At 45.4% G+C, this 14829-nt stretch carries 9 protein-coding genes; 7 read left to right on the plus strand and 2 right to left on the minus strand.

Annotated features, from left to right (window positions below):
• The first annotated feature begins 126 nt into the window (after nt 1-126).
• The 7 genes from AC07NA_RS14280 (at nt 127) to AC07NA_RS14310 (ending at nt 9254) form a co-directional block, all read left to right on the plus strand.
• A complete protein-coding gene (locus tag AC07NA_RS14280) occupies nt 127-1038 on the plus strand; it encodes a helix-turn-helix domain-containing protein (protein ID WP_494898220.1) in 912 nt (303 codons plus the stop codon).
• Between the two features lie 298 nt (nt 1039-1336).
• Nucleotides 1337-1924 (plus strand): TetR/AcrR family transcriptional regulator, encoded by a 588-nt coding sequence (locus AC07NA_RS14285; RefSeq protein ID WP_345211190.1) that lies wholly within the window; start codon nt 1337-1339, stop codon nt 1922-1924.
• A gap of 101 nt (nt 1925-2025) precedes the next feature.
• Nucleotides 2026-3195 (plus strand): efflux RND transporter periplasmic adaptor subunit, encoded by a 1170-nt coding sequence (locus AC07NA_RS14290; protein ID WP_494898221.1) that lies wholly within the window; start codon nt 2026-2028, stop codon nt 3193-3195.
• Nucleotides 3196-3257: 62 nt separating this feature from the next.
• Nucleotides 3258-6422, plus strand: a complete 3165-nt coding sequence (locus AC07NA_RS14295) for an efflux RND transporter permease subunit (RefSeq protein ID WP_494898222.1) — start codon at nt 3258-3260, stop codon at nt 6420-6422.
• Between the two features lie 36 nt (nt 6423-6458).
• Complete coding sequence (locus AC07NA_RS14300) at nt 6459-7868, plus strand: efflux transporter outer membrane subunit (protein WP_494898223.1); 1410 nt, start codon at nt 6459-6461, stop codon at nt 7866-7868.
• A gap of 156 nt (nt 7869-8024) precedes the next feature.
• Nucleotides 8025-8639, plus strand: a complete 615-nt coding sequence (locus AC07NA_RS14305) for a TetR/AcrR family transcriptional regulator (protein WP_494898224.1) — start codon at nt 8025-8027, stop codon at nt 8637-8639.
• 9 nt (nt 8640-8648) lie between these two features.
• Entirely contained in the window at nt 8649-9254 is a 606-nt protein-coding gene (locus AC07NA_RS14310; RefSeq protein WP_494898225.1) for a TetR/AcrR family transcriptional regulator, read from the plus strand.
• A gap of 2 nt (nt 9255-9256) precedes the next feature.
• On the opposite strand, the gene AC07NA_RS14315 is transcribed toward AC07NA_RS14310, so the two are convergent.
• Complete coding sequence (locus AC07NA_RS14315) at nt 9257-11833, minus strand: M1 family metallopeptidase (protein WP_494898226.1); 2577 nt, start codon at nt 11831-11833, stop codon at nt 9257-9259.
• A 196-nt stretch (nt 11834-12029) separates the two neighbouring features.
• A complete protein-coding gene (locus tag AC07NA_RS14320; protein ID WP_494898227.1) occupies nt 12030-14759 on the minus strand; it encodes a family 78 glycoside hydrolase catalytic domain in 2730 nt (909 codons plus the stop codon).
• Nucleotides 14760-14829: the final 70 nt, after the last annotated feature.

The raw sequence follows: 14829 nt of genomic DNA on the forward strand, positions 1-14829 counted from the left end.
AACGTTTTACCAAATCTCACCACGATTTATTGCGCCATTTTGAAGCAATCTTTGAAAAAACACCAGCTATTATCCTGATTTTTGTATTAGGTTCGATAGTTTTTTGAAAAACACAGCGCACTGTACATGAATTTAAACATAACATCTGTTCAAACACATACTATTGACCAGCTACTTGCTCCTTTTGGCATTAACGACCCCAATAAAGGACTATATATAATATATACTGATGCCAGTGTAACGCCTCCGCCTATTATGTATCCTTTCCGGTCGGACCATTTCGCATTTTTTATAATTACCCAGGGAGAACTGGAGATCAATGTAAACCTGATGGCCTATCAGCTTACAGTTGGCAACGCCCTGATGTTATCGCCACAGGTAGTGCGTCAGTTTGTGCGCGTATCGCCCGATTGTAAGATTGCTTCGGTAGTTTTCAGTTCCGATTTTTTGTCGAGCGCGGGCATACATAATAAGAATATAGATGCCATGGAGTTTTTATCACCGCAGATCAGTCCGCTCCTGCTATTGCAGCCAAAAGAAGCGGAGGTGCTGTTAACCATGGTACAATTACTTAAATATAAAACCGATGATGACAAGCAGGGCTTTCAGCACGAGATAGTGCTCAACATTTTCGCGGCGCTTATTTATGAGATGGGTTCGTTGTATAAAAAGCAGGAATCGTACGATGACGTATTCGGCACCCGTAAAGAAGAACTTACCTTCCGCTTTTTAAAACTGCTGCCGCAACACTATCGCGAACAACGGAGCGTTTTGGCCTATGCCGCTATGCTAAATATAACCCCCAAATACCTGTCGCAAACCATTAAAGAAATTACCGGCAAAACGGCAGGCGAATTTATTGATGAAATGGTATTAATGGAAGCCAAGATATTATTGAATGACCTGAGCCTCACCATTGGCCAGGTGGCCTCGTACCTTAACTTTAGCGACCAGTTCTTTTTCAGCAAGTATTTTAAAAAACAGGCCGGTATCAGTCCGAGTCAGTACCGAAAATCGGGCGATACCAGCAAACGATAGCGAAACGGAATTTCAGACATATTTAGCAGACTTATTGACATACCAAACATCAATTGATCTTACTGATGCAAATCGTCCACTAACAGTGAAGCATAGCTAACATCATTTATATCCATTCTCTAATCTTGTTATATAAGTTAACATTGTTTATTACCATCATTGTAATATTATTACCAATCTATTACAATCATTTCAGCAAAACAGAACTTTTGACATATTACTCCACCCTTTCAACATTCTGCTGCATATTTAATTAAGGCAATTTTGCCGGGCACTCTTATTAATAGTGCTTATAAATATGCCCGTTAGAGATACCGGTACCGAAAAATTAATTAAGGATACCGCCAAACACATTTTCTTTGCCGAAGGCCGCCTGCATGCCAATACGCAGGCCATCGCCGATGCCGCGGGAGTTAGCCGTACGTTGCTTAATTACTATTTCCGGTCTAAAGACGCTTTAATTGACCAGGTTTTTAAAGAAGCCATGCACGGCCTGTCGCAACAGCTGGATACTGTAATGAAAGCCGACCTGCCCTTCCGCAAAAAGATCGAAAACTTCATCGAGGTTTTCCTCACCGAATCCATCGCGTTCCCTTACCAGGAAACTTTTCTGATCACCGAGATCAATTCAGATACCTGTAAGTACGCCGATGAAGACAAGCCCGAACGCATGCAATACTTTTTGAGCCAGATACAGGCCGAAATGGATGCCGGGCATATTGAGGCCATGAACCCCATTCATTTTATGATGAACCTTTTTTCGCTGATGGCCTACCCGCTGGTGATGGCCCCTATTTATAAAAAAGTTTTCGAACTCAGTAACGATGAGTTCAATGGCTTGATAAAAGAACGCAAAATGATGATCTGCAAAATGATCTTCCAGTAAAAAAAATTTGAACCCCCATTAACAAAATTGTCAAACACAAAAATAGAAGTACCTCAATGCCTACTCATTTAATCCACTCAAACAGCCACGGCTTTATATTTATGAAAAACACAATTAAACTTTTAACCGGTTTTAGCGCGGGCTTGATCCTGCTATCGTCATGCGGCGATAAAACGCAGCAGGGCGCAGCAGCGGCAGGCAGCCCGCCACCTGCACAGAGCTACCCGGTATTTACCTTAACAGTACATAACGCTACCCTTAACAGTACTTACCCTGCCACCCTGCAAGGCCAGCAGAATATCGACATACGCCCAAAAATTGACGGCTTTGTTGAACAGATATTTATTGACGAAGGCAGCGTGGTAAAAAAAGGCCAGTTATTATTTAAGATAAGCGCCCCGCAATACCAGCAAGATGTAAACAATGCCGCGGCCGCCATCAACAGCGCTGAAGCCGATGTAAGCAGTGCCGAATTACAGGTTAACAAAACCAAACCGCTGGTTGAAAAAGACATCATCAGCCATTATGAACTGGAAGCCGCGCAGCTAACCTTAAAAGCACGTCGTGCCGCGTTGGCGCAGGCCAAAGCTAACCTGGCCAATGCCAAAACCAACTTGGGTTATACAACTATTACCAGCCCGGTTAATGGCGTGGTGGGTACTATACCTTATAAGTTAGGTAGTTTAATAAACGCCAACACCGCCCAGCCGCTAACTACCATTTCAAACATTGGTAAGGTATACGCCTACTTCTCGCTCAACGAAAAGCAGTTGCTTGATTTTTCGCGCACCATGAAGGGTAAAACCATGAACGAAAAACTGGCCAACACGCCGCCCGTATCGCTTGTACTGCCCGATGGAACTACCTATCCTGAAAAAGGCCGTGTAGAAACTATCAGCGGATTGATCAATACCGAAACAGGTTCGGCAAGTTACAGGGCTACTTTCCCTAACCCGGTTGGCCTCATCCGCAGTGGTGGTACTGCTACCATACAAATACCGCAAACTTTAAAGGATGCCATATTGATTCCGCAAAAAGCGGTTTACGAGCTGCAAGGCAAACACTTTGTATATGTGGTTGATGCCAAAGGCGCGGTAAAAAGTACCGAGATCGAGATTATGGACTTAGCAACCGGCCAATTCTATGTAGTTACCAGCGGCATAAAAGCAGGCGAAACCGTAGTGACCGATGGCGCAAATACTTTAAAGGACGGCATGGTAATTAAACCCGAAGCCCAAACCGCCGAAACTATTTACAAGGATCTCAATTAATTTTCACGCAATAAGGCACGGCAGGCTTAGCAGTTAAGCCGGGCTATCAACATAAATTAACTATGTTACGTACATTCATTCAAAAACCGGTACTATCCACAGTGATATCGGTTATTATAGTAATACTGGGTATACTGGGGCTCACCACGCTCCCTATTACGCAGTACCCGGATATAGCGCCGCCAACGGTGCAGGTATCCACATCATACCAGGGTGCCAATGCCGAGGTGGTGATGAACAGCGTTATTGTTCCGTTAGAGGAGCAAATTAACGGTGTGGAGAACATGACCTACATGACATCTACCGCCAGTAACGATGGTACAGCTACCATTACCGTTTATTTTAAACAAGGTACCGATCCCGATTTGGCGGCGGTAAATGTGCAGAACAGGGTATCAAAAGCTACCAGCTTGTTACCTGCTGAGGTTACCAAGGCCGGTGTTACCACCAGCAAGCGCCAAAGCAGCATGGTGATGGTGTTCACCCTATCAAGCACCAACAAAAGCTACGATCAAACCTTTTTGCAAAACTATGCCAACATTAACCTTTTACCGCAAATTAAGCGGATCAACGGTGTTGGTGAGGCTTCAGCCTTTGGTTTGCAGGATTACTCAATGCGTATTTGGCTTAAGCCCGATGTTATGGCCAGTTACGGCCTCATCCCCGATGATGTAAATACGGCCCTTGCCGAGCAGAACATTGAGGCAGCCCCGGGTAAAATAGGCGAAAACGACAACCAAACATACCAATACGTTTTAAAATATAAAGGCAGGCTTAAAAGCACCTCCGAGTTCGAGAACATTGTGGTACGTTCGGCAGCCAAAGGCCAGTTATTGCGCCTTAAAGATGTAGCCCGTATAGAACTGGGCGCGCAAAGCTACGCCAGTACTGCTAAAATGAACGGCAAACCGGCCATCGGTATAGCCATATACCAAACAGCGGGTTCAAACGCGCACGAGCTGATAAAAACCTGTGAGCAAACTATTGAGGCGGCATCAAAAACATTCCCTCCGGGTATAAGCCAAACCTCCATATTCAGTGTTAACGACTTTTTGGATGAATCTATCGACAAAGTGATCCACACCCTTGTGGAAGCATTTATACTGGTGTTCATCGTAGTATTTATTTTCCTTCAAGATTTCCGTTCTACGCTGATACCGGCCATCGCGGTTCCGGTGGCTATTGTGGGTACCTTCTTCTTTTTACAGTTGTTTGGGTTTACTATTAACCTGCTCACCCTGTTCGCGATGGTACTGGCCATTGGTATTGTGGTGGATGATGCCATTGTGGTGGTAGAGGCGGTACACGCCAAGCTCGATAACGGTGCAAAATCCGGTAAGGAAGCTACCATTGGCGCCATGGGCGAAATCAGTGGCGCTATCATATCAATTACTTTGGTAATGGCGGCCGTGTTTATCCCGGTATCATTCATCACCGGTTCAACAGGGGTGTTTTACAAACAGTTCGGCTTAACGCTGGCTATCGCTATTTTGATATCGGCTGTTAACGCGCTTACTTTAAGTCCGGCATTGTGCGCCTTGTTATTAAAACCTCATCCCGAAGGTGAACACCATAAATCGGGTTTATTACAGCGTTTTTATACCGCGTTCAATACCGGGTTTGATGCCTTTACCGGCAAGTATAAAAAATCGGTAGGCTTTTTAGCTGCCAAAAAATGGATAGCCATTGCGGGTATCGTAGTATTCGGCGTGATATTTTGGTTCCTGCTGAAAACTACGCCATCGGGTTTCGTACCTAATGAAGACCAGGGCTTTATCATTGGCGATGTATCATTACCGCCTGCTGCTTCATTAGAACGCACTACCGAGGTGGTTGATCAGGTTGCCGGCATGATACAAAAAATGCCCGAAGTAGAGTCGGTGATTCGGGTGGCCGGTCAGGGTATATTGAGCGGCGCGGGTGGCTCTTATGGTTTGATCATGATCAAGCTGAAACCATGGGCAGACCGTACCGCCAAAGGATCGGACGTAACCAGCGTTACCGGTAAACTGTTCGGGATGACGGCCGGGATAAAAGGCGCTACCATATTATTCTTTGCCCCGCCAACCTTGCAGGGTTTTGGTAACAGCAGCGGCTTCGAGTTCCAGGTACAGGATCGTACAGGCGGCGATATAGGCAAATTTGCAGAGGTTAACGGAAAATTCTTAGGTGCGTTAAACCAACGTCCCGAAATTCAATACGCTTCAACCTTCTTCAATACCAACTTCCCGCAATTTTTGGTGGATGTCAACATAGCCAAATGTAAGGATGCCGGCGTACCTGTAAACTCTGTATTGAGCACTTTGCAGGGTTATTATGGTGGTATTTATGCCTCCAACTTTAACGAGTTTGGTAAACAGTACAGGGTAATGATACAGGCCGATGCCGCTTACAGGGGCACCACCGGTAGTTTAAACAACATCTACGTGCGCAACGCCAACAATGTGATGGCGCCGATATCTGAATTTGTAACGCTTAAAAGAGTTTACGGACCGGAGTCGATCAGCCGTTTCAACTTGTTTACCTCTATATCGGTAACGGGCGCGCCAAAACCTGGCTTTAGTACAGGTGATGCCATTAAGGCGATACAGGAAGTGGCCGCCACTACCCTGCCTGCCGGTTACGGTTACGAGTTTTCGGGCTTAACACGCGAGGAGATCAGCAGCGGCAGCCAAACCATCTTCATTTTTATATTGTGTTTGGTGTTCGTTTACTTCCTGCTGAGCGCGCAGTACGAAAGTTACATATTGCCATTCGCAGTATTGCTTTCACTGCCTGTAGGTTTGGCCGGGGCGTTCATCTTCGCCTGGTTATTCGGTATCGAAAATAATATCTATCTGCAAATTACCCTTATTATGCTCATCGGCTTACTGGCTAAGAACGCCATCCTGATCGTAGAGTTCGCGGTAATGCGCAGGCGTAAAGGCGAAAGCATTGTGCAGGCGGCTATTGATGGTTCGGTGGCGCGTATCAGGCCAATCCTCATGACCTCGTTCGCCTTCATATTAGGCCTTGTGCCGCTGATGCTGGCATCGGGCGCGGGCGCGGCAGGTAACCGTTCTATCGGTACGGGTGCTGTTGGCGGTATGCTTATCGGTACCATTTTCGGGGTGTTTGTAATACCAATATTGTTCATCATTTTCCAAACCTTACAGGAACGCATCAGCGGCAAGCCAATGAGCGAGGAAGAGGAACAAGCGCAATGGGCGGAACATGCCACGCTATAATACAATTTATTAAGTACTATTAAACAAGTTCATAAAATGACCTATTTATATAAAAGACAAGTATTGGCCGTACTGACAACGGCGGCCATATTTGCCTCATGTGTTACTAAAAAGTACCGGCAGCCAACCGTTAATACCGATCACCTGTATCGCGATACCACGCTTACCGATACCACATCAATGGCCAACATGCCGGTGAAACAGCTATTTTCGGATACAGTGCTTACCAATCTGATACAGGAAGGCCTAAATGAAAACCTCGACCTGAAAACCGCCGTGCAACGTATTGCCGAAGCACAGGCTACCTTTGGGCAAAGCAAGGCAGCCTTTTTGCCAAGCTTAAGCGCGGGGGCGAATGTTACCCGGGCGAAAACATCGGCGGCAAGCCTTAACTTTCCGCCGGAGTTTGCCAACTCGTTCAACTTAAAAACCACTACCTACCAGCTGGCGCTTAATACCAGTTGGGAGGCAGATATATGGGGTAAATTGAGCAGTGCCAAAAGATCAGCGTTGGCAGGCCTGCTGCAAAGCGACGCGGCTAAAAGGGCTGTGCAAACACAGTTGATAGCCAACATTGCCAATACGTATTATAACCTGCTGGCGCTTGATCAGCAATTGGCTATCACCAAACAAACTTTGGAGATAAGGATAAAAGACGTTGAAACCGTAAAAAGCCTGAAAGAAGGTGCTATAGTGAACGGTGCCGCCGTAGTACAAAGCGAGGCCAACCGTTATGCCGCCGAAGTAACTATTCCCGATTTGAATCAGAGCATCCGCGAAGCGGAGAACGCGTTGAGCATATTGCTGGCACGAGCTCCCGGTCCTATTAAACGCGGCTCGCTAAACGAGCAAAAACCGGTTGCCGATTTTAAAATTGGCGTTCCATCGCAACTGTTAAAAAACAGGCCCGATGTGCAGCAGGCCGAATTCGCTTTCAGGGCAGCTTTTGAAAGCACCAACCTGGCACGTACCTATTTTTATCCGCAGTTAACCATTACCGGGCAGGGCGGCGCGTCATCATTGCAATTGAAGAATATCTTTGATAATTCTATCTTTTACAATTTCATTGGCGGCCTCACCCAACCTATTTTTAGCCAAGGACAAAACAGGGCGCGTTTAAGAACAGCCAAAGCGCAACAACAACAAGCTTACTACGCTTTTCAACAATCGTTACTTACTGCGGGGCAGGAAGTTTCAAATGCTTTGTACTCTTACCAAAACGCGGTTGAAAAGCAAGGTTCAAGGGTGAAACAATTGCAGGCCTTAGAAAAATCTGTTGATTATACCAAGGAGCTTTTACGCTATAGCTCGGCAACAAACTATACCGACGTTTTAACCTCCGAACAAAGTTTGCTTACTGCCCAGTTAAGCGGTGTTAACGACCGTTTGCAGGAACTGCAGGCCATTGTAAACCTGTACAGGGCTTTAGGCGGCGGATGGCGTTAAAAACATAAATAGGCTCATATTGTTACAACAAGCATTAAAAATAGCAGAGTTTCAGACATATTTTAACGGCATTTCAACATTGCAATTGCCAATAAATAAACAGAAATTCATATTATCGTTTTTACTGAGTATTATGAGCCTATTATTAAGATATTTATGGGAAGTAAAGAAAGAATATTGCGCCTGAAAGACCAAACCAGGCGTAATATTCTTGATTCTGCCCTGGATATAGTTGAAACCGGTGGTTGTGATGCCTTGAGCATGCGCAAGCTTGCCGACCAAATAGAATATTCGCCGCCTGTTATTTACGAGTATTTCAGGAACAAGGAATGTATTTACCTTGAACTGGCCAAAAGAGGGCACCTCACCCTTGCCGAAAAAGTGCGCGAAGCAAAAAGCAGGCACCGCATCCCCGAAAAGCAGATAGAAGCCATGTGGATTGCCTACTGGAACTTCGCTTTTACACACAAGGTATTTTACCAGCTAATGTACGGCATCAACTTTGTTTGCGTACCTACAGAAAACGATTCGGCCGAGGCCAATTTAGTGCCCGACCTGATGACCGAAGTGATTGCCGCCCTGTTTAAAAACAAGCTGGTAAGCGACGAAACCATCCGGATGAAATACTACACTTACTGGGCGGTTGTGCACGGCCTTATCTCGCTCAATATCATTCAACAAACTACCGACGAAAAAATGGGGCTCGAAATATTGACCGGGGCTGTAAAAGGCATTACCACCTCTATCATATTTGTACCGCCAATTAATTAAGCTGGTTAAATGACAGGTGCAGAGAAGATAATTGAGGGGAGCGAACAGCTGTTTTTAAATGCCGGGTTTAAGAGTGTAACCATGGATGATATTGCCAAACATTTAGGCATCTCCAAGAAAACCATATACCAGTTCTTTAAAAACAAAGATGAGTTGGTACTGGCCTTTGTGCAAAGCAAGCTCGATGCCGATCATAGCCATTTATGTATGCTCATGAACCAATCGGGCAATATGATTGAGGAGTTGATCAGCATGACCCATTTTGCTGAAGAACTGTTTTCTCGCGTTAACCCCATAGCTATTAACGAGCTGCAAAAGCACCACCCCGATGCCTGGGCGCTCTTTCTGAAATTTAAGACCGATGTATTAACCCAAACCCTGGAACAGCTTTTAGCAAAGGGCATTAAACAAGGCTATATCCGCGAAAGCATCGACGCCAAAATAATGGCACGTATGCGTATGAACCAAATAGAGATGGGTTTCAACACTGTTATATTTCCGGTTGCTGAATATAACGTTTGGGAAGTTCAATCGCAGTTTCTGCAACATTTCAACTACGGTATATGTACCTTTAAGGGTATCGAGATACTCAATAATTACAAACAAACCGCCTGATACTATTTGCTGCTAAACAGTTGATTGGCACGATACAAATTATCGGTAGCCTGCAAAATTTTGGCTTTCAGTTTAGGGTTATAATTGGGATGCGCCCTCAAAAAATCATCCACCACCTTAAGCGCCTCTTTACTCTGATAATTACCGAACACCGCCCCCAGCCACGATTGCGGGAAGAAAACATCGCCGGTACGCTGGATCTCCTCTACCAACTGTAAACTTTGGGGCAGATATTTTACAGCGCTTGCCTGCCTTAGCGGATGGTTCAAATAATAAAGTGCAGATATTACCCAGGCCTCTTTTCGCCTGTTTTTAGTGTCTTTCAGGCTTTCGAAAAAAGCATCGCGTTCGTGCACATCTAATGATAAAGCAGGCATTAAAAAGGCAAGCCGATCCTTGCGATCGATATTGGTTACCCTACCCTGCTGTTCTTTAATTACCGATGTAGCGGTATCGCTTTTTAGCGCGAGTGTTAAGGCCAGCGAAATATAGTCGTCTTCGTTTAGTTTTACACCTGCGGGCGCTTGTTTATGCTGCCATATTTGGTACATTTTACCTTGTACATCTTTGCTCAAATAAATATCCTGAACAGTTTTAAATAGTACCTTTTTATTATTGGCAGCCGTTTGGCTTTCCATCGCAGCCAACAAGGTTTGTTCTAAACCGGCGCTTAACGCAGTCCTTTCATCCGGACGGGTAAACTCCCAGAATATAGTACCGATGTAGCCGGTTAGCAAGCGCAGGTTCATTTCATTCTGCTCTGTTTGCAGTCCGCTACTGAATAGCTTTAACAGTTCTGCCGGGGTAAATGACCTGCCCGCCAGCATGTTTTCGTAAGCATTGATATAGGCCGATGCGCGCTGTAATGGGTTGGCAATAGCGAACAATCTGGCCTCCATACCCTTATCCACCGGGAACAAGCCATAACCCATCCCATCGGCATTAAAGAGGATATATTGAGGTTTGCCCAACACTTTTAAACCATCTACAATAACCTGTTGCGCATTCATATTTACACTTACTGATCTGTTTCCCTCCGGATACACCAAGGTAACCTGAAACTGCTGCGGCCATATCCGCAGGGCGCCATTTTCGGGGTGTTGCTCTATAGTGAATTGGCTGATCTTATCGCTCGCGTAACTTACCTTATAACTAAATACAGGTCTGCCGGGCTGGTTAACCCATACCTTGTTCCAGTTGTACAAATCGGCTTTAGTGTACTTGCTTAAAATAGCGATCAGGTCGTTCCAGGTGGCGTTGCCGTACGCATACTTTTTCAGGTATTCCTGTACCCCCTTCCGGAAATTGTCCTTCCCCATCAGCAGCTCCAGCTGGCGCATCATAATGGGTGCTTTGTGGTAAATAATATTGCCGTATAGTGAGCCTGCATCCTGCAAATTATCAAGCTGCTGCCGTATGGGATTTGCCCCGGCTGTGCGGTCAATACTGTAAGCGGCGGGGTAATGATCTTGCAAAAACTTAAGGTTGAAGGTTTCGGTACCCATAAGTTTTTCGGTCACCTTATCGGCCATAAAATTGGCGAACACTTCCTTCATCCACACATCATTAAACCAAGCCATAGTAACCATATCGCCAAACCATATATGTGCTACCTCGTGAGAAATCACGTTTGAACGGGCGATGTATTGATCTTTGGTAGCGCCATCATCTAAAAACAAGGCAGATGCTTTATACTGGATCTCGCCCGGATGTTCCATGCCACCGAACTGAAAATCAGGAATAGCCGCGAAACCTACTTTTTGAAACGGGTAAGGAATACCCGTCCACTGCTCCAGAAAAGCGATGGCATCTTCATGTGCCTTAAATACCGAATCAACGCTCAACCTGATCTTGGTGCTGTCTGTTTCGCGATGCAGAAATTCGGCCGGTCGCTTACCCGTCATTTGCTTTAGCGAGGTGTATTTCCCTGCCGTGAACGAAAACAGATAAGTAGGTAACTTATCTGAATTGGCAAAATGATAAGTGCAGCGCTCACCGCTAATTACCGAATCTTTTTTGACGGCATTGGCGAGTACGTTCCAGTCGGCGGGCACTTGAAGGGTAAGCATGAACTTCGCTTTAAGATCGGGCTGATCAAAACATGGGAATACGGTTCGCGCACGATCGGGAACGAACAAAGCATACACAAAACCGGTGTTGCGGTTAAGCGATTCGTTGCCTGCCGTAAATTGAATAGTTAACTTGTTGGCTCCTTTATGCAGATACTTCGCGTCAATAACCAAATGCTCGTACTGCCAGTTAGGCGTGGTAGCGGTATTATTTACGGTAACATTTTTAACATGACCGGCACTTTGCTTAAAATCGAGTTGCAGGCCTTGTGCTGTAGAATTAAGATCAAAACTGATGGTTTCTTCGGCAGCTATGACGCTGCCCTTATCGGCAGGAATATTAAAGTTAATATCGTACTGAATATTAGTTAATACCCGGTGCCTATAAGCAGCTAATGAGTAAGAAACACCGGGTTCTACCTTTATTTCTTTCTTATCTATTTGTGCGAAACATGGGGTAGCAATACCCGAGATCAGTAAAAAATATATAAGCGTTGCGGAAAATTTCATTCAGTTAGTATTATTTCTACCTGCGGAGGATAAACAGCAGCATAGCATGGCCGAATATAATAAATAACGGACTGGCACATCTAAATCAAGCGATAAAAAGCCCGTAACGGTGCTGATACATTTGATGTCTGTATAAAGCAGAAAAGGTATACCTAATTACAGGCATACCTTTTCTTGTGTAGTTTAGATTTGTATATTATTTAGCTTTCTCGCTGTTAAAGTGATAACTGCCCGAACCTATGTTGAACACCTTAAAGCCGGGTACATCAGTGCCTGCCTTTATGTTTTTATCGTTCAATACCGGGAGTTTTCCATCCAATATCGCGCCCTTATTATCCGGAAAATAAACGGTTGCTGTTGTGTTGGCGGGTATCACCACATCCAGCGAAAATTTGTCGCCCTGTATTTTCCAGTTGGAGGTTAGCTTGCCGTACATGGTGGTATAATCCAGATTGGCATAAGTAAGGTTACCCCCTACCGTTGGTTTTATAGTGATATTTTTATAACCCGGCGCTTCGGTTTTGGTATCAACACCTGCTATTACACGGTACATCCAATCGCCAATGGCACCGTAAGCATAGTGGTTGTACGAGTTCATTGACGCATCCTGGAAAGTGCCATCGGGTTTAATACCATCCCAACGTTCCCAAATAGTGGTAGCGCCCATTTTTACCGGGTATAACCACGATGGATAGGTTTCTTGCAGCAGTAATTTAAATGCCACATCGGTATGCCCAAAACGACTCAACACATGGCATAAATACGGAGTACCTAAAAAGCCTGTGGTTAAGTGATCGCCATAACGGCCAATATTTGAAGCCAACCTGTCGGCAGCCTGCTGGCGCAGGTTTTCGGGCAGCATATCAAACTGCAAAGCAAGGGCATAAGCCGTTTGCGTATCAGACGAGATTAGCCCGCTGCCGGTAACATACTCGTTTATGTAGGCAGCCTTTATCTTTGCCAGCAAAGCGGTATAAAAAGTTTCATCCTCTTTATTACCTAAAACCGTAGCCGCGTTAATCAATAATTGTGTTGAATGCGCGTAAAAGCATTGCGCAATAAGCGCTTTACTGGTTATGGCCGAACTACCGTCCACATCATTATTTATACTGTAAAACAGCCAGTCGCCAAAGTGGTTAGTAGTATTCCAAAGGTTGTTTTTAGCCTGGTTCTTCATAAAACCAACCCAGGCTTTCATACCCGCATACTGATCCTGTAAAATCTGCTTATCGCCGTAGGCCAGGTACATATTCCATGGCACTATGGTGGCTACATCGCCCCAGCCTGTACTGCCGCCAACTTCGTTGTTACCACCCGAAAACACATCAGGCACCACAAACGGGATACTACCGCTTTTAAACTGATCGGCAGATACATCCTTCAACCACTTGGCGAAGAAGTTATGTACGTCCATATTGAACGAGGCCGTACGTGAAAATACCTGCGCGTCGCCGGTCCAGCCCAGGCGTTCGTCGCGTTGCGGGCAATCGGTAGGCACATCTAAAAAGTTACCCTTTTGTCCCCATTGAATATTATGCTGCAATTGGTTCAGCAATGGGTTTGAGCAGGTGAATGTGCCGGTAGGTTCCATATCGGAATACAAGGCCACCGCCCTGAACTTGCTGGTATCTAAACTCCCTGCAATCCCCTCTACCTTTATATACCTGAAACCCTGCCAGGTAAATTTCGGCTCAAAGAACTCTTTGCCGCCGCCTTTTAGTACGTAGATATTTTGCGCCCTTGCAGCCCTTAAGTTTTCGGTGTAAAAATTACCGGCCTTGTCAAGTACTTCGTTATGTGATATTTTGATAGAATCGCCGGTTTTACCGGTAATTTTAAGCTGCACCCAGCCTACCACGTTTTGCCCAAAATCAATCACCTTTTCACCTTTCGGGGTAGTGATCACCTTTACGGGATTAAAAATGGTGTGCTTTCTTACAGGCTCATTATAAGTAGCAATCAGGCGGTCTTTACTGTAATCCTGCACCTTTACAGCATCCCAGCCTGCATCATTAAACCTGGCTTTAGCCCAGCCCGGTTTAGCAAGGCGGGCATCAATGTTGGCGCCATTGTAAATTTCGGCATAGCGCACTTCCGCGGTTGATGATTTCCAGCTTTCGTCTGATATAATGGTGTCGTGGCTGCCATCAGCATAGGTAACCTCTAATTGAAACAACAAGGCCACATCCGTACCATAATGGTTAGGCGTTGGGTTACCCGGCCCCAGCGGACTACGGTACCAGCCGCTGCCCAATTCGGCACCTATAGCGTTTTCGCCCGGCAAAAGCATATTGGTAACATCATAAACCTGGTATTGCAGGCGTTTGTTATAGCTTGTCCAGCCCGGGGTTAAATAAGCATCGCCTACTTTTTTACCGTTGATCTGAGCTTCATAAAAACCGTGTGATGTAATGTAAGCTACCGCGCTTTTAACCTTTTTGGTAAGCGAAATGCTTTTACGCATCAGCGGACTTGGTTTGCCCACCACATCACCGGCATAACCCGGCCCTATCCATTTGGCTTTCCAGTCGGCAGGTGTAAGCAGGCCCATACGCCAGGTAGCCTTAGCGCTCCATGGCGAAACGCGGCCGTTATTATCCCAGATCCTTACCTGCCAGTAATATTGTTCGCCGGCTTTCAGGTCGGTGCCCTGATATGGTATATATAATGATTGATCGGCAGTAACTTTTCCGCTTTGCCAAAGTGTTTTGTCCCCCTGTACGGCACCGGCCTTTATTTCGTAAGCGGTTTGTAATACATTCCGTTTATTACCGGCCAATACCTGCCAGCTAAAGCGTGGTGTTTTGGCGTCAATACCAAGCGGATCTTTTTGATTTTCGGTACGTAACTGGGTGACGCCTAACTGCGCGAAACCGTTTAATCCTGCAAAGCAGAAAAATAAAATGGTAAACAATAGTTTATTCATCAGGGTATAATTGGGATAAAGCTGCTGCAATTTATAGCATAAACTGCCATAAACCTTCCTCAACTGTCTG

This window comes from Mucilaginibacter sp. GW821-FHT07G05 (assembly GCF_059418565.1).